Genomic DNA, 19,607 nt, shown 5'->3' with positions numbered 1-19,607 from the left:
TCTTTTTTTGGGATACAAAAATGAGCTATGTTGCCCCTGTCAAGGACATGCTGTTCCTCATCAACGAACTGGCTGGTCTGGCGGAAGTCAATGCCTTACCTGGCTGTGAAGATGCGACAGCAGAAACCGTAGAAGCTGTGCTGGAAGAAAACGCCAAGTTTGCTGGCGAAGTGGTTGCCCCTTTGAACTTCCCGGGTGATATGGCACCAAGCTATTGGAAAGATGGCGAAGTCTTCACCAGCAAGGGCTTTAAAGAAGCCTTCAAGATGTTTGGTGAGGCAGGCTGGCAGGGTGTGCAGCATCCGCAAGAATTTGGCGGCCAGGGCTTGCCCAAGCTGGTGGCAACGCCGTGCATAGAAATGCTCAATGCAGCCAGCATCTCGTTTGCCCTGTGTCCTCTTTTGACCGATGGCGCGATTGAAGCTCTGCTGACTGCAGGCAGTGACGAGCAAAAAGCCATCTATCTGGAAAACCTGATTTCCGGTAAATGGACAGGCACCATGAACCTGACGGAACCGCAAGCCGGTTCTGACCTGGCGATGGTGCGCAGCCGTGCCGTGCCGCAAGGCGATGGTAGCTTTAAAGTCTATGGCACCAAGATTTTCATCACCTATGGTGAACACGATATGGCAGAAAATATCGTCCACCTGGTGCTGGCACGTACACCTGATGCGCCAGAAGGCGTCAAAGGTATTTCCCTGTTCATCGTGCCCAAGTTTTTGGTCAATGCCGATGGCAGCTTGGGTGCACGCAATGATGCACATTGCGTATCGATAGAACACAAGCTGGGCATCAAGGCCAGCCCGACTGCTGTACTGCAATTTGGTGACAACGGCGGCGCGATAGGCACGCTGGTTGGTGAAGAAAACCGCGGCCTCGAATATATGTTCATCATGATGAATGCTGCCCGCTTTGGTGTTGGCATGCAAGGCATAGGCGTGGCAGAACGCGCTTATCAGAAGGCAGTGCAATACGCCAAAGACCGCGTGCAATCGCGTGACCTGGCAGGTTCTGCTGGCCCGGTTGCCATCATCAAGCATCCTGACGTACGCCGCATGCTGATGTCCATGCGTGCCCAGACCGAGGGTGCGCGCGCACTGGCCTACGTCGCTGCCGGTATCAGTGACTTTGCCCATCACCATGCAGATGCTGCAGTACGCAAGGCCAACCAGGCCAAGTATGAATACCTGGTACCTATCGTCAAAGGCTGGTCAACAGAAATGTCGCTGGATGTCACATCGACTGGCGTGCAGGTGCATGGTGGCATGGGCTTCATCGAAGAAACCGGAGCCGCACAACACTACCGCGATGCCAAGATTCTGACTATCTATGAAGGCACCACGGCCATCCAGGCAAATGACCTGGTAGGCCGCAAGACTTCACGCGATGGCGGCGCGACTGCAAAAGCCTTTATCGCTGACATGCGCGCGACAGAAGCACAATTGACGGCTATTGGTTCTGTCGACATGCTGGCTATACAGCGCCAACTGGCAGCAGGTACTGCAGCGCTGGAAGACGTTGTTGACTACGTCGTCACCAATTTCAAACAAGACATCAAGGGCGTGTTTGCAGGCAGTGTCCTGTACCTGAAACTAGCAGGCATCGTTTTCGGCGGCTGGCAAATGGCGCGTGCTGCCATCATCGCTCAGCAAAAACTGGATGCAGGTGAGGGCGATGCCGCTTTCTTGAAAGCCAAGATCGCAACTGCCCGCTATTTTGCTGACCATATCCTGTCGGCAGCACAAGGTTTGCGTTCAGCGATTGTCGATGGTAGTGCTGGTGTCATGGCTTTGTCTGAAGACCAGTTCTGATGGTTGTTGTAGTAAAACGCTAGCAAGTTAAATTGCCTGTTGTAAAAAATGGCTCATTTATCTGAATGAGCCATTTTTTTTATGGCGGTATCCAGTCTATTTTTTCTTTTATCCTCCCTGAATCCTGTGTGCGTTAGCGCATAGAGCATTGTCGCGATCGTCTCTATTATCATTAATCGGCATCTTTTGCCATTATTAATGCTGCCCGCCAAGATCGTGTGGCTGTCCCTGATGAGGAGTATCTTATGCAACAAACAGTCGCTGAATTTTTGGTCGCTACCTTATATGACATTGGTGTACGTCAGATATTTGGTGTCGTGGGTGATGCGCTCAATCCCTTTACTGATGCCATACGCCGCCACAAAGACATAGAGTGGATAGGCGTAAGACATGAAGAAGGTGCTGCCCTCGCTGCCGCAGGCCAGGCCAAATTAACTGGCAAACTGGCCGTCTGTTGCGGCACCACTGGCCCAGGTGCCAATCACCTGATTGCCGGTTTGTATGAGGCGCATAAAGACCATGCGCCGGTATTGGCGATCTCTGGCGGCGTTCCTGCTGCCCAGAGGGGTAATGACTATCTGCAAGAAAATACACCTGATTTATTGTTCCGCGATGTTGCGGTGTATACCCAAACCCTGACAAATGCCGAGCAGGCCGCGCATATATTCCACCAGGCGATTGCGCATGCTTATGGCATGCACGGCGTGGCCCATCTGAATATTCCGCCAGACGTATTTTCTGCAAAAACCGATGCCAAAATGGGTAGCCTCGCCACTTTGCGCGCTTCGCCAGAAATGGCGGCTGATCCTGAAGACGTGGCCGTGGCAGTGCACCTGATCAAGCAATCAAAGAAAATCGCGATTTTTGCCGGCACTGGTTGCCGCTCGGCTGTCACGCAAGTGCTGCAACTGGCAGAACGCTTGCAGGCGCCTGTGATGCACACCTTTCGCGGCAAGGACATGGTGGTACACAATCACCCGCTGTGGATAGGCGGGGTCGGTCTGATCGGTGGTGCACCTGGTGTTGATGCCCTGCAAAATGCAGACATGGTATTGATGCTGGGTACAGACTATCCCTATACCGAATACCTACCGAAGAACGGCAAAGTGATACAAATCGATTTGCGTGCTGAGGTAATGGGGCGTCGCACTGGTGTGCAGCTCGGCATAGTCGGTGCCATCAAGCCCACTCTCATGCAGCTTCTTGAACAATTGCCACAGCGCGAAGAACAAGATTTTTTGCAAACTGTGACAGAAGCTCGCAAAAAGTGGGATGAGATGCTGGACAAGAAAGCAGAGCTGGAAAACGGCAATGAGCCTGTCAATCCACAAGCCCTGGCGCGTAGTATCAGCAGGCACGCGAAAGCAGATGCTGCCATCATTATTGATACTGGTGAAGTGACACTGTGGTGTGGCAACTGGCTGCAACAATCCGGCCAGCAAAGGATACTTGCGTCATTCAATAATGCCGCAGTTGGTACCAGCCTTGGCCAGGCCAATGGCGTACAGGCCCTGAACCGCGACAGGCAAGTCATCGTCGCGGTGGGTGATGGCGGCTTTACCATGTTGCTGGGCGAATTCATGACCAGCGTAGAACATCGCCTGCCCGTGAAAGTGGTGGTATTCAATAACCAGCAATGGGGTCTGGTGCATATTGAAATGGAAGAGGCAGGCTTGCCTGCTGATAAGGGCAGCACATTTCCGAATATGGATTTTGCTGCCTTTGCAGTCGCTTGTGGCGCATCTGGATTCACGGTGAAGAAATCAAGTGAGCTGGAAGATGGCTTGCGTCAGTTGCTGGCCACCAGCGGCCCGGCGGTCTTGAATGTGTTTATCGATCCTTCAGAATTGCCATCCATGCCGCATATTCATCTGGACCAGATCTGGCGGTTTGGCCTGGCGCGGGTGAAAGAAGCTTTGCTCGCTTTGCGCGGTGGCTGAGCAACTGAGTCACTAAGCCATTAAGTCACTAAGGGATAAATGACCAAGCGCACCAGCAAGGCAGTATGGAGCAAATCCTTCAAAAGCATCTTGAACAAGATGACAAAAGCGGCAACGCGGACTGGTGCCAGTGCGATCAAAAAAACACTGGCAGCAGTTGTACCAAAGGCAGCCAAGCGCAAGCCAGCCAGCTTGCTTAAGAGTGCCAAGCCACGCGCATCAGCGAAAACAAAAAAAACCACAAAGCCAGTGCCAAGCTCAGGCGCAGTTCAAATTGCCAGCTTGACCTCTGGTATGACACCTGGCATGGCTGGCTTGCGGCGCTATTACCTGTACCGGCCACCCGGTATCACGCGTACGGAGCGTCTGCCGCTCATGGTCATGTTGCATGGTTGTTTGCAAGATGCCGGGGCACTGGCGGCCAGCAGCAAGATGAATCAGCTTGCTGCCCGCAAGCGCTTTCTCGTCCTTTACCCAGAGCAAGAAAAACTATCGAATGCCCAGGCATGCTGGAACTGGTATGACACCCGTTCTGGCCGCGCGCAACGCGAGGCGGCGTCCATTGATGCCGTGATTGATCAGGTATGCCTGTTGCAGCCTGTAGATCAGCAACGTATTGCAATAGCAGGGCTGTCTGCCGGTGCCAGCATGGCAGCCTTGCTGGCGGTGAGTCACCCCAGGCGCTTTAGCGCGCTAATCATGCATTCAGGCATCGCCACAGGGCTTGCCCATTCTTCTGCGACTGCCATCATGGCAATGCGCGGGCGGCGCTTGCTTCCAGCGCCTTTGCCTGCTGGTATCAAGCTGCCTGCCTTGCTGGTGATACAGGGTAGTAAGGACCGCATAGTCTCTCCTGTCAATGGCACACTGGCCGCGCAGCAATGGGCTATGCAGGTCGGTGCGAAAGCAGGCAAGCCGCGCACTGTGCAGCGCGGTGCGCGTTATCCATCCACCATTACTGACTATCGTGCACAGGGGCAAGTCGTCGTCAGTTTGTGTGACGTAAATGGGCTGGAGCATGCCTGGAGTGGCGGTGCCAAGGGGTTTGCTTACAGTGATCCCAAAGGGCCAGATGCCACAGCCATGATCTGGGCTTTTGCCAGCAAGCAGTTTGCTTATTCATCCTGATCAATTCTGAACGCTGTTGCGCAAATACATCTCCTGCTTTCATCTCCTGTTTTATCTGCAAAAAATCATTTCCCAGTGTTAAGCAACACACAGACGTAAAAGCTGGCGTGACCTATTCTGAAGCTGTTCTCTGGTCATTTTTAATCAAGAAAAAGCCTGAGATTTTATTGCGTAAGTCCTAACCAATTGAAAGCAGATGGATACCTATATGAATAACAATACTACTGAAGCAAACATGTTGGTAGTCACTCAAGAAAATGCATCCCGTACAGGCACTTCTGGTGTGTCCTGGGGTGCAGTGATTGGTGGCGCGGTGGCGGCAGCGGCGCTGTCGCTAATCTTGTTGATGCTGGGTGCTGGCCTTGGCCTGTCCGCAGTATCACCGTGGTCTTATAATGCGACGGTGATGGGTATTTCCACCATCGCCTGGATAGGCTTCACGCAACTTGCAGCGTCTGGCATTGGTGGTTATATCGCGGGCCGCTTGCGTACCAAGTGGAGTAATGTGCATGACAATGAAGTGTATTTCCGTGACACAGCGCACGGCATGCTGGCATGGGCAGTTGCCTCGTTGTTGACGGTGGGCTTGCTCGCCAGTGCAGCGCAAAGCATGCTCAGTGGCGCAGCAGATGCCGCAGGCACTGCTGTGACTGCAACAGCAGCGGTAGTGGGTAATGCCAAGGTCAATCCGGCAGATTATTTTACGGATATGCTTTTGCGTACTGAGCAAACGGCGACCGCACCTGCCGATGGCGCTAGTGCTGGCACTGGCAATAGCAGCGGAGCTCGCATGGAAGTTGGCCGCATCCTGGCGACGGGTATCGCCAACGGTTCGCTGTCACCAGGTGACCGTGATTACCTGGCCAAGCTGGTTGCCAAGCGCACCGACATGACACAGATAGATGCGACAAAACGCGTTGATACTGTATTTAATCAACTGAACCAGTCAGTTACCGACGCAAAAAATACGGCTAAAACCGCCGCTGACCAGGCCCGTAAAGCTGCTGCAAACTCTGCGCTGTGGATGTTCGTGGCCTTGCTGCTGGGTGCTTTCGTCGCCAGCCTGGCAGCAACACTGGGTGGTCGTCAACGTGACGAAGCACATGTGATTGTATAAGTCAGCAAAAATAAGTCAGCAAAAACATCTGCTTAAAACTCATCCCTGCTCCATAGCGGAGCAGGGGCAAACAAAAAATTATTAATATCTGGAGCCTATCATGCGTTCAATCCTGCTTTTGTTACTTGGCATACCCCTTCCTATCGTTATTTTGATTGCCTTGTTTGTGCGTTAAAAAAATGCCTGCAATCTGATTGCAGGCGTTCAAATAAAAATGGCTCATCTTTACGATGAGCCATTTTCTTTGGGTGCTGCATTAGACATTCATCAGCCGTAGGCACCACCCGTATATAACAAATCAAAGGTACGTGCGATGGTGGCAATCAGTGCAAACGCGCCTACGGCCAATGTCAATACCAGCAGCAATGCCAGCGGCCAGTTGGATTCACTGGTTTTGCCGGATTTGCTATTATGGCGGGCATCCCATTTTTCATCTGGCGTCAGACCCATCACCAGCGTTTCCAGTATGGCAATCAAAAAAGACACTAGCAAAAAGCTGTATTGAACAATCTCGGGTTTGCCAAAATAGAAATAGTGGATCACCATGCTGATCGGCAGCGTGATGAAATGCAGCCAGCCCCATTTGTCTTTTTTGCCACCTAGGTAAAAGCGGTGCAAGCCTATGGCGCCAAATAAAGCGGCCAGTAAAGTTGCCAGGGTTTTATTTTTATGTGGCGTTATATGATTGCTTATATCGTTGCTTGTATTTGTCGGTGTCATTGCAAAAACCATCAAAGTTGAAGCTGTGATTGTATGCGATGACGGTATAGCGTGTCTCAATAGTCACGCTGATCAATAAAATCACCCTTCGGCAAGGGAAAAGTGGGATAGTCCTTGCGACTTACTCAAGAAGCGGGCTATAATCTACAGCTTTTTCCGCGTTCAGACATTTTTTGGAAATATTATGGTCGTTATTCGTTTAGCTCGTGGTGGCGCAAAAAAGCGCCCTTTTTACAACATCGTTGCAACTGATTCCCGTAATCGTCGCGATGGTCGCTTTATCGAGCGCATCGGTTTCTACAATCCAGTAGCTACTGGCAATGCAGAAACAGTACGCGTTGCAGCTGATCGCCTGGCTTACTGGCAAGGTGTTGGCGCTCAATTGTCTCCAGCAGTTGCTCGCCTGGTAGCTCAGTCCGGTAAAGCAGCAGCTTAATCGCTGCAAGCTGTATCATGACTGCTGCAGTCCATGCTCCTGATGATCTGGTCCTGGTTGGCTATATCTCGGGAGCATTTGGTATTCACGGCTGGGTAAGGATACGTCCTTATTCTGCTGATGCTGACGCATTGATGTCAGTAAAAACCTGGTGGTTGGATAAGCCTGAGTTGCGTGATGTCGATCGTCTGGAAGTTAAAATCCAGGGCGAAGACGTAGTTGCGCGGCTGGTGGGTGTGCCTGACAGAAATTCCGCAGAAGCACTGAAAGGTGCAACTGTACACATTTCTCGCAAGCATTTTCCTGTCTTGGCGTCCGGTGAATTCTATTGGCTCGATCTGATAGGTTTGCAGGTAGATAATCTTCAGGGTGAGAATTTAGGTGTGGTCAGGGATTTGATGGACAACGGTGCGCATCCGATTTTACGGGTGGCGGCAGCGGATGTACCTGAAAATGAACTGGCGAAACACGAACGCCTGATCCCTTTTGTAGAAGCTTTCGTCAAGGAAGTCGATCAAAAAGCAGGCAAAATCCAGGTCGACTGGGGTAGTGATTATTAAGGTGATGAACTCAGAAGGCATGCACATGCAGTTTGATGTCATTACACTGTTCCCCGAAATGTTCGCTGCCATTACACAATCAGGTGTAACGAGGCGGGCTTTCGAGCAACAAAAATGCGAATTAAAGCTGTGGAATCCGCGTGATTTTACGACTGACAGACATCGTACTGTGGATGACCGGCCTTATGGCGGTGGCCCGGGTATGGTGATGCTGGCAAAACCCTTGCAGACCGCAATCGAGTCTGCCAAGGCACGTCAGGCTGTCTTGTCTGCAGTGGCACCCAAAGTGATCTATCTGTCACCACAGGGTAAGCCGCTGACACATGAAAAGGTCATGCAACTGGCGGCAACGCCGGGTCTGGTCTTGTTATGTGGCAGGTATGAGGCAGTTGATCAGCGCTTGCTGGATAATTACGTCGATGAAGAAATCAGCCTCGGCGATTTCGTCTTGTCTGGCGGTGAATTGCCAGCCATGGCCCTGATGGATGCTGTCATACGGCAAATTCCTGGCGTCTTGCATGATGACGCCTCGGCAGTGCAAGATAGTTTTGTCAATGGTTTGCTGGATTGCCCGCATTACACCAGGCCAGAAGTCTTTGAAGATCAGGCTGTGCCAGCCGTGTTAATGGGTGGTAATCATGCTGAAATCGAAAAGTGGCGGCGTCAGCGTGCACTCGAAGCCAGTCAGTTAAAGCGTCCGGATTTAATCATCGCAGCGCGTGCGGCAGGCTTGTTGAGTCGTGCCGACGAAAAGTTTTTAAGCAGTTTGTAGTATCTTCCTGCTCTCGGGCGGGAATTAATAAGCGTGAATCTTCAATGATTCACATGTTAAACCCCATCCTCTACCGGGCATCAGCCAGAACCAGATTCTGCAGCGTCGGCAAGATGGTCATAGGAGTAAAAAATGGATCTGATCCAAAAATTAGAGCAAGAAGAAATTGCTCGCCTCGGCAAGAACATCCCTGACTTTGCGCCAGGTGATACAGTAGTTGTGAGCGTCAACGTTGTTGAGGGTACTCGCAAACGTGCACAGGCTTACGAAGGTGTAGTTATCTCCCGTCGTAACCGTGGTTTGAATTCCAACTTCATCGTCCGTAAGATTTCTTCCGGCGAAGGCGTTGAGCGTACATTCCAGTTGTACTCCCCACTGATCGCTTCTATCGAAGTGAAACGTCGCGGTGATGTACGTCGTGCAAAACTGTACTATCTGCGTGAACGCTCTGGTAAATCTGCTCGTATCAAAGAGAAATTGCCAGCACGTAAAGTTGTTGCAGCAAAAGCAGAGTAATATCTGTTCTAGCCGTATTGAAAAAGGATGCTCCGGCATCCTTTTTTTATTGGAAAATAGGCGACAAATGCTTTTTGCAATGCCAGCAAAAAATAGCCAGACCAACAATAAAGTTAATTGTCATTGTGAGTAAACCGGTTTTTGACCCTCAGACTTTTCCTATCCATTCCTTGGGTGAAGAAACGGCTGTGCCTGCGGCACATCTGTCACCAGCCTGGTTGCGTCAGCATTTTTCGCAACAGCATGAATGGACGCCAGAAGTTGTCGATGAAAGTTTTTTCTCCAAAAACCTGCCTTTCCGGCTGGCCTCGGTCTTGATACCCATCGTCATGCATGATGACGGCTTGACTGTGCTTCTCACTGAACGAGCTGCACACCTGAACCATCATCCCGGGCAAATCAGCTTTCCTGGAGGGCGTTTTGAGGAGGAGGATATTGATCCGGTGACTACAGCTCTGCGTGAGGCAGAAGAAGAGATAGGCCTGCAACGCGAATATGTTGAAATTCTGGGACGCCTGCCAGACTATAAGACAGGTACTGGCTATCAGGTTAGTCCCATCGTTTCATTGATCATGCCTGGTTTTCCGGTGCGTAGCGATCCCTCAGAAGTCGCCTCGGTTTTTGAAGTGCCGCTGGATTTTTTGATGGATGGCAAAAATCACCAGCGCCGCAGCTTTGATTTACCTGACAATGCAGGCAAACGGCATTTTTATGCTATGCCATACGAGCAGCATTTTATCTGGGGCGCAACGGCGGGCATGCTGCGCAATCTGTTTCATTTCCTGCGTGCATGAGTCTTAAGTTCTTGCCTTGAAGAACAAAGCTTCATAATCTGGGCAAATCGGTTTACACTTGCCGCATTTGCAAATTGATTGTTTGCAGCATTGCGCTGCAACATAAGCCCAGTCTACCATGACCTTTATTTCCATCCTGTTAGCGCTGTTGATTGAGCAGCTCAAGCCCTTGCGGGCAGATAACCCCATCTATACGCAAATCCAGACGCTGGCTGACAAAATCGAAGCCTCCTTCAATGCAGGCAAGGTCAAGCATGGCCGCCTGGGCTGGTGGATAGTCATCGGCTCGCTGACGCTGCCAACCGCACTTATCTACTGGCTGTGTCTGCGCCTGAACCCGATTGCCGCCTTGCTGTGGAATGTGCTCATCGTCTATCTGACCCTGGGTTTCCGTCGCTATAGCCATTATTTCACTTCGATACAACTGGCCTTGAGCTCAGGCGATGAAGATACCGCCAGACGTTACCTGGCTGAATGGACCCATCTGGATACCACCGGCATGGAGGTCTCAGAAATTTCCCGCCTTGCCGTCGAACGTTCATTGATCGCCACCCACCGCAATGTATTTGGCGTGTTCTTCTGGTTTCTCATGCCTGTCGGCCCCGCTTGTGCTGTCATGTATCGTGCGGCTGAATATCTGTCACGCGCCTGGAACGAGCCTGAACACATGAAAAACGAAGAGTTTGGTATCTATGCAGCCAAAGTCTTTTACTGGATAGACTGGGTGCCAGCCCGCCTGACCGCTGTCGCCTTTGCCGTGGTCGGCAATTTTGAAGATGCGGTTTACTCCTGGCGTAATTATGCTGACCGCTGGTCGGATGAACTGGTCGGTATTATCCTGTCTGCCGGAGGCGGTGCCCTTGGCGTGCGCCTGGGCGAGCCAGAAGAAAAAGCCATGGTCTTGCAGGCAGATGCCACCGCCGTTGATATCGATAGTCTGGAACTGGAAAGCCAGCCAGGTGCAGAAGCCTCACCCCGCGCCTTGCAAAGTGCAGTCGGCCTGGTGTGGCGGGCGCTGTTGCTGTGGATGCTGCTGCTACTACTACTTTCTTTCGCCGTCTGGATATAAATTAACGCCCTGTTGAACAACAGGGCTTTTTTCATTGATCCAGTTGACTACCGGCTGTATTGCTCAGGCTATACTCGTGCTGTGTACGTATTAACGATTTATAATGAAAAAAATCACTGCCCCCGGTATCTGCCTGCGTGCTTATGAAGCTGACGATGCGGACATGTTTGCTGCCGTAGTACGTGAATCGGTAGCGAGCGTTGGTCGCTGGATGAGCTGGTGTCATGCTGACTTCAATAGTGACCACGCACGTGACTGGTTTGCGGTATGCGACAAAGCGCGGGAAGAAGGCACAGCCTATGAATTTGGTATCTTCAATGAAGATGGTAAGGAATTGCTCGGTGGTGCAGGCCTGAACATGATCAGCAAGCTGCATAATTACTGCAATCTTGGTTACTGGGTCAGGCAGTCTGAGCAAGGGCGGGGCATTGCCAGTCAGGCGGCGATATTACTGGCCGATGCAGGCTTTAAGCAACTGGGTTTTCACCGCATAGAGATTGTCGCTGCCGAAGGCAATGTCGCCAGCATTGCCGTTGCAAAAAAAATTGGTGCGCAACTGGAATGCATGGCACGTAACCGCCTGGTGGTCGGTGGTGTACCAGTGACTGCTGCCGTACATGCATTATTGCCGCAAGACTGGCAGGCCGACTTGAATTATCTGGTACAAAAATAAAAGCTTGCGGGCAGCAGCTTACAGGCCGCAGCCCGCTTGCTTCCATCTATGGAGATCCATGTCAGAGCGCAACACCAGCATTGATATTGCCAAAGGCATAGGCATCATCCTGGTTGTCTTTGGACATAACTGGATCATCGCGCATGATCATGGCGAGCTGTTCCGGATTATTTTTTCTTTTCACATGCCCCTGTTTTTCTTTTTGTCCGGGGCTGTCCTGCATCAGGATACTGGTTTCAAAGACTTCCTGGCCTTCAAGATTGATGCGCTGTTAAAACCCTTTTTCGTCGTGCTGTCAGCCTGGGGCCTGGCGCGCATACTTTGGTCGGGTATCGATGCCCGCAGCTATTTTCTGGGTATGTTGTATGGCACAGGCAATACCATAGAATGGGTGCCGCTATGGTATTTACCCCATCTGTTTCTGGCCATCATATTGGCCTGGATACTTTTGCGCCTGATGCACCGTCTGCGGCCCGGCATGTTGCTGCCCACTCTTAGTATTGCCATCCTGTTAGCCGTGGGCATCATCATGACTCAGCAATTTGCCGGGATGGATGCCCAGAAATTTGAAGGCCTCAATCTTGTACTGGGTAACCAGCAGCATAATTTCCCCGGCTGGCCGTGGAGTCTGGATCTGGCGGGTATCAGTACGGCTTTCATCTTGCTTGGTTATGTCATGCATGAGCATGTCATGCGCTTTCGTTTCCAGCCCTGGGTTTTTGCGATTACCTTGCTCCTGTTCGCTGCTCTCCATTTCTTTTTTGATGAAACCATAGACCTCAACATGCGCCTGTATGGCAACTGGTGGGTTTCAACTGCCCAGGCCTTGCTGGGCATTTACCTGGTGCTGTCGTTCTCAAGCTGCCTGCAATATGCTGGCAAGCCGGGCAGGGCACTGGCATATCTGGGTATCAGCAGTTTATTCATCATGATTTTTCATTCATGGATAGAATGGAAAATATTTGGCCTGCTGTCGCGGGTGAGCACGTATGCCTACCTGAACGCCAGCCTGGCATTTGTGGCTGGACTATTGCTACCCCTGTTGTTATTGATGCTGGTCAAAAAGAACAAGTTCTTGCATAGCCTGCTCTTACCCAGTACTCATATACCTAAAGTGCATGGCAGTGCCTGATCAGATCGGGTGCATTTGCTTTTGCATATTGCGCTAAATTGATTATTAATTTGCGGTACACATACCAAGGTCAAAAAGGACAATGACTATCATGACCAGTGAGCTCCTCGATGAGATTTATAAACGTGCAGAATATCTGTCAAAGACAGATATTCATCCCAGCCATGTGGTAGAGCTTTTGGAAGTATATGTAAAATCACGACCGCAGCATGGCAGGGCTTGGTCACTCTATGGTGTGGCTCTCAAGGATCTGAGCCGGAATAAGGAGAGTTTTCAGGCCCTGATCACCGCCTATGAACTGGCACCCGAAACTTACAAGGGGTTCGTCGCAATGCAGATTGCCATACTGGTGCAGGATTTTCAGTCCCCCAAAGATGCATGTGCCTGGTTTGAGGCTGGTTGCAAGCATGCCGATATTGATAATGGCTGGCCCTGGATACTCAAGGGAGCAAACCTCATGTACATGGAGGAATTTGATGCAGCGATCATCTGCTTCGAGACAGCCTTGCGTGAAGACCATGACTTGAAAGATGAAGCCTATTTCAATTTGGGTCTGGCTTACCGCGCACAAGGCAGGTATGAACAGGCAATCGACTGTTTTAAAAGTGCACTACAGATTAATCCCGCTTATGAAGAAGCGATTAATGCACTCGCGGGGATGGATAACTTGCCTGATACATTCAGGCTGATAGCAGAGTACAGAAAAAATTCTGGTGAAATACATTAAATTAATTACTCAGCATATTTCAGCACATTAATGCGACTAATTTATTTGCCAGCCTGCCCCAAAGGCACACGGATATAACTGTCACTGATTAATTGCAATTCAAACGGCTGGCCTGCATCGGCAATCGTCTCATCACTGTTGTGACATAATTTATCGAAACTGACTTTAAAAATCAGCTGCCTTGATTGCTGGCGTGTGTGCTGAATTCTTCAGGCATTTCTTCAAACTGCGCAATCCTGGCCAGGAACTGGCGTGTCCGGATAATGTCATTGCCTGCCAACATATCGGTAAAAGCCTGGAAGCGGGCAGAGTGTTGCAAGCGGCCCGACAACAATTTGGACATGCCTATCGCCAGCGGGATGAACAAGAAACCACCTAACAGGCTGGGGCCGATGAAGTTAGAGGTTTTAAGGTACAGATCCACGCCAAACACACCCTTGAACAGCACCAGTATGAAAGGAATGAACCAGACTATCTGTCCCAGTAAAAATGCCCACTTCAGCAGGCTCAGGCGCCTGGCCTTGTGTTCTGCCAGCTGCTTTTGCACGACAGTGACGGGCTGACCAAAATCCATGTCCTGCAAGGCATGCCGCAAGCGGTGATTGCATATCGGCATGGCGATGGTCCATGCCAGCAGGGCAAACGCAGGCAAGGCAAATTGCCAGTGACTGATGTGGTGCGATAGAAACCAGATCAGGTAAATCAAGACTGGTGTGCCAGCGATGATTTCATATTTATCGGTCCAGCTCCATTTGGCGATATCGCGCCTGTGCTGCTCCAGCAAGGATAGGCGCAGCATCTGGGTATTCATTCTGACGGCTTGTTCCAGGCGCTGGTCGCGGGCTTGCCATTCGGCTTTCAAGAGATCGAGATTCATGTCAGTTACTTTCTGCAAAGCGGGTTTGCAATTTCTGTTTGATGCGCGTCATGCGCGTGGCAACATTGGCGGCACTTAGCCCCATGATGCTGGCGATTTCGTCATTGCTGTGGCCATCCATGAACAACAGGATCAGGGCGCGGTTAAGCTCATCAAGCTCGCTGATGAGTTTATCAAGCGTGCGCATATTGTCGCTCTGGGCGTTGTAGAGCTGGTCTGCCTCGGCAATGTCGAGACCAAACTCTTCCAGCGGCAGGGTATCGCGTACCTGTCGCGTTTCACTGCGGTAGTGTGAGATAGCGACATTCATGGCGATGCGGTACATCCAGGTAGAAAACAGTACCCGCTGATCAAAGCTGCGAAAAGATCGCCATAACTGCATGACCATGTCCTGCACCAGGTCACGCCTGTCTTCTGCCTGGCGGCAATAGCTATAAGCGAGCTTATACAGCAGGCGTTTATGTGCGGCGAGTTGCTGCAAGAAGAGTTCTTCGTCCATATGCCCGTTCATATACTCGTTCATACACCCCGGGCCCGCGCAGGCCGCTGGCCATTCAAGAGCTTGCCTATCCAGGTAAACCTGACCAGATAGTGATAGCTGAGTAAAGCCACAGCCAGCGTCCCCAGCAAGACCGCTGCCAGTTTGATGGCCCAATGCCACTCACTGCGCGATACCAAAGCCTGCAAAGCCATCACCAAGGGCAGGTGTACCAGATAAATCCAGTAAGATGCATCAGCCAGATAGCGTACCCTGGTGTTTGCCTGCCTCATGCAGCTTAAGGCCAGACCAGTCAGGCCAAAACAAAAATGCCAGGCAGCCGCCGCATATAGCCAGGCAAAAATCAATTTGCTTTCATCATGCACTGCCGGAACCAGTCTTGGTACCAGCCCTCCCAGATACAGGCAGATAGCCGTCATCAATAGTGCAATGCCCAGATGCCAGGCCCAGCGTTGCTGCCACTGTGGCAATGTAGCAGTTGATTGCTGCAACATCCAGCCAAAGCCAAACGCCATGCCAAAACTGAGCCAGGCTGCTCGCCCAGGGTAGAGCGACTGATCTGGTGTAGGCACGCCAAACCAGCTCACCCAGTAAGACGTATAAAACAAGGCCAGCGCCACCGGCAGTGCCAGCAACATGGGGCCAAACGAGCCTGATATTACGGGCATGAGCCAGTCTGCACAGCGCCTCATTTGCGGCAAGATACCCAGTTGCCTGCAGACAGCCCAAAGACTCAGATAGACCACATACAGCAGTGTCAGCATATACAAAAACCACAAGTGCGCAAGCGGGAAACTGTCAGCCGTAAAAGCCGGTGGGGGCGGTGACTTTTGCGGCAGGCTGCCGCCATTGCGCACCCAGGCAGCCAGCACGATGGCGGCAACGATCGCTGCAAATATCACAGGCCAGCCAAGTAGCAAGGGCAGGGTGATGCGTTTGAACCTGTCCTTGATAAAACCCGCCCAGCCTTTCTTTTGCAAAACCAGGTGGGCAAAATAACCAGCCAGCATGAAGAACAAAGGCATCCTGAACATATGGATGACAAAAAATACCGGCCCCAGCAATGCGGTTTTTTGATTGTCGCTGACCATCCAAAAGAATTTGGCGCCAGGCAAAAAAGAAATGCTCGCATGCAAAAGCACGCCCAGCAGCAAAGCCCCGGCACGCAAGGCATCCAGGCCATGCAGGCGTTCGCTAGTTACTGCGGTTTGCGTGGCTTGGGCATGCGTGAGTGAGATTGCAGGAATGCCTGCATTACCTGCATTAATAGTGACATCGTTTTGCATGATGGCTCAGTTCGCCAAATTCGCAGCGCGTTGAAACCGGCTGGCAGCAATTGCCGGATTATTTTCCACCGCATCCACCACCATGCTCATGCGCTGCGCAGAACCTTTGGTGCCTATCTCAAAACGATAAGCCACCATCAGGCCATCATGCAGGCGATAATCACTGGTATAGACTTCCAGCTCAGTCATGCGGCCCATGACAGGGCGCTTTTGCAGACGCTTGATTTCCAGAAAACTGTCGGCATCCAGATAGATAGTCGATTCACCCGTAGCAGGAATGCTGACCTTCAGCACATGCACACGCCGACCATCAAGCTTCTCTATACCCGCATATTGCAAGGGGAACCCGAGCTTTTGCGCCGCCACCAGTATGCCGTCGAAATAACTTTCTTCCAGCATGGCAGGTAATTCTTCGGCTGATAAATCAACCGCCTTTTTGCCGCTAGTCAGAAAGGGGTCTATCTTCCACGTATCCTTACCATCATAAGCCGATACCTGTGTTTGCCCTTGCACTAGCACATCCCGTCGTAACAGGTTCGGGCGCTTTGCTTCTACTGTTACCGGTATGTCAAATGGTGCCATCCCTATGATGCGCAATTTAACGCGGCGCGACTGCAACTTGCTCACATCCCCCAGCGCCGCCAGATGCGCTTGCATGACGCGCTCCAGCGTCATATCGACAGTCGCTGGCAAGCTGGTTTTTGCAGGCTGCGCAAGTGCGCTGCAAGACCCGCATGCATAAAATAAGACAAGTATAAAACTGCGCATTAAAATCAAACCGTACATGATATCTCCCAGAAATAATGAGTTCATGTCTAGCGAGCTTGATGCACAGCTTCGCTAAACCCTTGCTCTGTTATTCGCAGGGGATAAGAGAAATTTACAGTTTTTCTGAAATTATTTTTTTATAGACATGAGAGCAAGAATTCTCATGCATGGTTAATCAGCTCTGCATTGGTTATAATCTGCCCATGCGCATTTCTTCCTCATTCCGGCACCTGACGATATGGCTTGCATGTTTTGCCCTGTTGTTCAATGGTTTGCTGCCAGCCATGGCTGGCGGGATGGGGGCGGGCGTGCCTGTTGTCGTTGCGCCTGGGGTTGTCGAGGTTTGTAGTGTCGAGGGTGTCAAGCTGGTGGATGCCGTCACGGGCAAGCTGATCAAACTGATTGCGGGCAAGTCTGCGCAAGACAAGCAGCATATGGCGGCGCATTGTGCTTATTGTGTGCCGCATGCAGGCCATGATTTTGTTTTGCCTGGTGCTTTGTCCTGTCTGCCAGAGGGTAAGCTGGCAGAGGCAGCGCCTTTGTTGTTTTATCAATCTCCTCACGTTTTATTCATCTGGACGGCGGCGCAGCCGCGTGGCCCACCTCTCGATCTGGTTTGATTCTCTCTGCTGTTTTACCTTTTGTTCACCGGCTTTGTTCGTGAGCAGGTAAGACGATATCAATCCATCATCTCATTATGATTAATGGCGATGAATGAAGAAAAGACATCAACATGAAACGTCGTTCTGTACTGACGCTGCTGGGCAGCCTGTCTTTGCTGGCTTGCAGCCGCACGCCTGTGACTTTTACCGGCATTGATATTACGGGTGCCAATTATGCCAATGATTTTCATCTGCGCGGGCATGATGGCAAGGACTACAGCCTTGCCAGTTTCAAGGGTAAGCATCTGCTGATATTCTTTGGTTTTACCCAGTGCCCGGATATTTGCCCAACGGCCCTGAGCCGTGCGGTGCATATACGCAAATTGCTGGCAGACAAGGCTGAGCAATTGCAGGTTATTTTCATTACCATAGACCCGGAAAGAGATACCCCTGAATTGCTGGCACAATACATGAAAGCATTTGACCCCAGCTTTTTGGGCCTGTATGGCGACATGAAAGAGACGCAGGAAGCAGCAGCAGCCTTCAAGGTGTTTTACCAGAAGGTGCCCAGCGGCAGCTCTTATACCATGGACCATACCGCAATCAGCTATGTGTTTGATGACAAAGGCAAGATACGCCTGGCATTGAAGCACGAACAAACCGCAGAGCAATGTGCAGCAGATTTGCGCGCACTGATGACTGCCTGAACTACATTAAAGGAAAAACACGATGAACAAAATCAATCAAATCATGATGGCGGTAGCTACTACTGTAATTGCAATCTCTGCACAGGCACAGGTCACAGTCAGTGATGCCTGGGTGCGTGCGACTGTTGCGCAGCAAAAGGCGACAGGTGCTTTCATGCAGATCAAGTCCGTCAAAGATGCACGTCTGCTGGAAGTGCGCTCGCCGGTCGCAGGTGTGGCAGAACTCCATAAAATGGAAATGACCGACAATATGATGAAGATGCGCCCCGTCGATGGCCTGGACCTGCCTGCAGGCAAGCTGGTGGAACTCAAACCCGGTTCTTACCACATCATGCTGCTGGATTTGAAGGCACAGGTCAAGGAAGGGGATATGGTGCCTGTGACCCTGGTCGTCGAGGGCAAGGACAAGAAGCGTGAAACCCTGGAGATCAAGGCTATCGCCAAGCCCCTGAACCAGGCAACGCAACATTGATGGAGGCAATATGAGTACAAGCAGAAGAGCAGGGCGTAACAGTTTTATCCAATTGCTGCAGTGCTTTAATGTTGCGGCAATCTGCGCGCTGGCAGTGTGGCATGCCTATGCATTTTATTTGCATCAGGCCATGTCGCGCGTAGCCAGACCAGCCGTGATAGAGTTTTTGCCATTGCCTGAACATCAGCAAACTACCCCGAGGATAATCACATGAAAAAATTTATGTTTATCAGCATGTTCACCGCAAGCAGCCTGCTGGCACAGGCTGCTCATGCCCATGTCACACTGGAGCAGGCTACTGCCGCCGCAGGCGCCTACCATAAGCTGACATTCAAAATCGGCCATGGTTGTGAGGGCAGTGCTACTAATGCGGTCAGGGTCAGCATCCCTGAAAACGTCAGTGGTGCCAAACCCATGCCCAAGGCGGGCTGGAAAATCGATACCAGTATACAAGTGCTTAGCGTGCCTTATAACTCGCACGGCAAGACCATCACTCAAGATGTGCGTGAAGTAAGCTGGACAGGCGGCCCCTTGCCTGATGCTTATTACGATGAGTTTTCGATACAGGTGAAATTGCCAGAGAAAGCAGGCAAGGTGTATTTCAAGGTCACGCAGTTATGTGAAAAAGGCAGGCTGGACTGGGTGGAAATCCCGGCAGATGGCCAGACTGCCAAGGGCTTGAAAACACCGGCGCCAGTGTTGGAGGTGCAGGAAAAAGCAGAGACCGGGCACCATCACTAAGCTGTTTTCATTGCAAAAAAATCCCTTACACAAAAAATGTAAGGGATTTTTTATGATGGCAGCTTATTCCACGGTTTTCAAGAAATTGCTGATCGCTTCATTAAATAAATAAGGTAATCCCCCGGCTCTGCCGGGGGGACTCCTCAAGGTTTGACCTATACGGCGGTCGGTTTGAAACTTCTATCTCTACCAAAAGAAGGAGTTTCAAGATGAAAGAGTATCAAAGTTTGAGTCATACGAGGTGGGATTGTAAGTACCAT

At 51.1% G+C, this 19,607-nt stretch carries 23 protein-coding genes; 18 read left to right on the top strand and 5 right to left on the bottom strand.

Translation table 11 applies throughout. From position 1 onward, the window contains the following. Window positions 1–20 precede the first annotated feature (20 nt). From ACO0LL_RS22295 to ACO0LL_RS22280, 4 genes are all read left to right on the top strand, one after another. Window positions 21–1,811: an acyl-CoA dehydrogenase gene (locus ACO0LL_RS22295; protein ID WP_422953016.1), complete on the top strand. Its 1,791-nt coding sequence runs from the start codon at window positions 21–23 to the stop codon at window positions 1,809–1,811. A gap of 245 nt (window positions 1,812–2,056) precedes the next feature. Beyond that, entirely contained in the window at window positions 2,057–3,751 is a 1,695-nt protein-coding gene (locus tag ACO0LL_RS22290) for a thiamine pyrophosphate-binding protein (RefSeq protein WP_422953015.1), read from the top strand. A gap of 39 nt (window positions 3,752–3,790) precedes the next feature. Further along, complete coding sequence (locus ACO0LL_RS22285; RefSeq protein ID WP_422953014.1) at window positions 3,791–4,879, top strand: alpha/beta hydrolase family esterase; 1,089 nt, start codon at window positions 3,791–3,793, stop codon at window positions 4,877–4,879. Between the two features lie 208 nt (window positions 4,880–5,087). Then, a complete protein-coding gene (locus ACO0LL_RS22280; protein WP_422953013.1) occupies window positions 5,088–5,996 on the top strand; it encodes a hypothetical protein in 909 nt (302 codons plus the stop codon). Window positions 5,997–6,263: 267 nt separating this feature from the next. On the opposite strand, the gene ACO0LL_RS22275 is transcribed toward ACO0LL_RS22280, so the two are convergent. Beyond that, the gene (locus tag ACO0LL_RS22275; RefSeq protein WP_422953012.1) at window positions 6,264–6,716 is read right to left on the bottom strand and encodes an NINE protein; all 453 of its coding nucleotides are present in this window, start codon (window positions 6,714–6,716) and stop codon (window positions 6,264–6,266) included. 184 nt (window positions 6,717–6,900) lie between these two features. Here ACO0LL_RS22275 and rpsP point away from each other — a divergent pair, with 184 nt between their 5' ends. The 9 genes from rpsP (at window position 6,901) to ACO0LL_RS22230 (ending at window position 13,395) form a co-directional block, all read left to right on the top strand. Continuing rightward, window positions 6,901–7,152, top strand: a complete 252-nt coding sequence (gene rpsP / locus ACO0LL_RS22270; protein ID WP_110255824.1) for a 30S ribosomal protein S16 — start codon at window positions 6,901–6,903, stop codon at window positions 7,150–7,152. Window positions 7,153–7,169: 17 nt separating this feature from the next. Then, window positions 7,170–7,712 carry a ribosome maturation factor RimM gene (rimM, locus tag ACO0LL_RS22265; protein ID WP_422953011.1) on the top strand — a complete coding sequence of 181 codons (543 nt, stop codon included), beginning with the start codon at window positions 7,170–7,172 and terminating at the stop codon, window positions 7,710–7,712. A gap of 25 nt (window positions 7,713–7,737) precedes the next feature. Further along, on the top strand, window positions 7,738–8,484 hold the full coding sequence (trmD, locus tag ACO0LL_RS22260) for a tRNA (guanosine(37)-N1)-methyltransferase TrmD (protein WP_422953010.1): 747 nt from the start codon (window positions 7,738–7,740) through the stop codon (window positions 8,482–8,484). A gap of 132 nt (window positions 8,485–8,616) precedes the next feature. Beyond that, window positions 8,617–9,000 (top strand): 50S ribosomal protein L19, encoded by a 384-nt coding sequence (rplS, locus tag ACO0LL_RS22255; RefSeq protein WP_186947495.1) that lies wholly within the window; start codon window positions 8,617–8,619, stop codon window positions 8,998–9,000. Window positions 9,001–9,125: 125 nt separating this feature from the next. Further along, window positions 9,126–9,794 (top strand): CoA pyrophosphatase, encoded by a 669-nt coding sequence (locus tag ACO0LL_RS22250; RefSeq protein WP_422953009.1) that lies wholly within the window; start codon window positions 9,126–9,128, stop codon window positions 9,792–9,794. 118 nt (window positions 9,795–9,912) lie between these two features. After that, window positions 9,913–10,863 (top strand): CobD/CbiB family protein, encoded by a 951-nt coding sequence (locus ACO0LL_RS22245; RefSeq protein WP_422953008.1) that lies wholly within the window; start codon window positions 9,913–9,915, stop codon window positions 10,861–10,863. A 103-nt stretch (window positions 10,864–10,966) separates the two neighbouring features. Continuing rightward, a complete protein-coding gene (locus ACO0LL_RS22240; RefSeq protein WP_422953007.1) occupies window positions 10,967–11,536 on the top strand; it encodes a GNAT family N-acetyltransferase in 570 nt (189 codons plus the stop codon). Window positions 11,537–11,594: 58 nt separating this feature from the next. Beyond that, a complete protein-coding gene (locus tag ACO0LL_RS22235; protein WP_422953006.1) occupies window positions 11,595–12,668 on the top strand; it encodes an acyltransferase family protein in 1,074 nt (357 codons plus the stop codon). A 91-nt stretch (window positions 12,669–12,759) separates the two neighbouring features. Then, the gene (locus ACO0LL_RS22230; RefSeq protein WP_422953005.1) at window positions 12,760–13,395 is read left to right on the top strand and encodes a tetratricopeptide repeat protein; all 636 of its coding nucleotides are present in this window, start codon (window positions 12,760–12,762) and stop codon (window positions 13,393–13,395) included. A 172-nt stretch (window positions 13,396–13,567) separates the two neighbouring features. On the opposite strand, the gene ACO0LL_RS22225 is transcribed toward ACO0LL_RS22230, so the two are convergent. From ACO0LL_RS22225 to ACO0LL_RS22210, 4 genes are read right to left on the bottom strand one after another with little or no spacing between them, the layout of a single operon-like run. Continuing rightward, on the bottom strand, window positions 13,568–14,272 hold the full coding sequence (locus ACO0LL_RS22225; protein ID WP_422953004.1) for a hypothetical protein: 705 nt from the start codon (window positions 14,270–14,272) through the stop codon (window positions 13,568–13,570). Window position 14,273: 1 nt separating this feature from the next. Then, window positions 14,274–14,771, bottom strand: a complete 498-nt coding sequence (locus ACO0LL_RS22220) for an RNA polymerase sigma factor (RefSeq protein WP_422953003.1) — start codon at window positions 14,769–14,771, stop codon at window positions 14,274–14,276. Window positions 14,772–14,791: 20 nt separating this feature from the next. After that, window positions 14,792–16,057: an acyltransferase family protein gene (locus ACO0LL_RS22215; protein ID WP_422953002.1), complete on the bottom strand. Its 1,266-nt coding sequence runs from the start codon at window positions 16,055–16,057 to the stop codon at window positions 14,792–14,794. A 6-nt stretch (window positions 16,058–16,063) separates the two neighbouring features. Further along, a complete protein-coding gene (locus ACO0LL_RS22210) occupies window positions 16,064–16,843 on the bottom strand; it encodes a hypothetical protein (RefSeq protein WP_422953001.1) in 780 nt (259 codons plus the stop codon). Window positions 16,844–17,028: 185 nt separating this feature from the next. Here ACO0LL_RS22210 and ACO0LL_RS22205 point away from each other — a divergent pair, with 185 nt between their 5' ends. The 5 genes from ACO0LL_RS22205 (at window position 17,029) to ACO0LL_RS22185 (ending at window position 19,347) form a co-directional block, all read left to right on the top strand. Next, window positions 17,029–17,445, top strand: coding sequence for a DUF2946 domain-containing protein (locus ACO0LL_RS22205; protein WP_422953000.1), 417 nt, complete (start codon window positions 17,029–17,031; stop codon window positions 17,443–17,445). A gap of 113 nt (window positions 17,446–17,558) precedes the next feature. Then, window positions 17,559–18,134 (top strand): SCO family protein, encoded by a 576-nt coding sequence (locus ACO0LL_RS22200; RefSeq protein ID WP_422952999.1) that lies wholly within the window; start codon window positions 17,559–17,561, stop codon window positions 18,132–18,134. A gap of 22 nt (window positions 18,135–18,156) precedes the next feature. Beyond that, window positions 18,157–18,606, top strand: coding sequence for a copper chaperone PCu(A)C (locus ACO0LL_RS22195; RefSeq protein WP_422952998.1), 450 nt, complete (start codon window positions 18,157–18,159; stop codon window positions 18,604–18,606). A gap of 10 nt (window positions 18,607–18,616) precedes the next feature. Further along, window positions 18,617–18,820: a hypothetical protein gene (locus tag ACO0LL_RS22190; RefSeq protein WP_422952997.1), complete on the top strand. Its 204-nt coding sequence runs from the start codon at window positions 18,617–18,619 to the stop codon at window positions 18,818–18,820. Further along, window positions 18,817–19,347 (top strand): YcnI family protein, encoded by a 531-nt coding sequence (locus tag ACO0LL_RS22185; protein ID WP_422952996.1) that lies wholly within the window; start codon window positions 18,817–18,819, stop codon window positions 19,345–19,347. Before ACO0LL_RS22190 ends, ACO0LL_RS22185 begins: the two co-directional genes overlap by 4 nt. The last annotated feature ends 260 nt before the right edge of the window (window positions 19,348–19,607 follow it).

The sequence above is a fragment of the Undibacterium sp. TC4M20W genome, from assembly GCF_049340245.1.
Taxonomy (GTDB): domain Bacteria; phylum Pseudomonadota; class Gammaproteobacteria; order Burkholderiales; family Burkholderiaceae_D; genus Undibacterium.
This window is presented reverse-complemented; position numbering and strand designations above follow the sequence as displayed.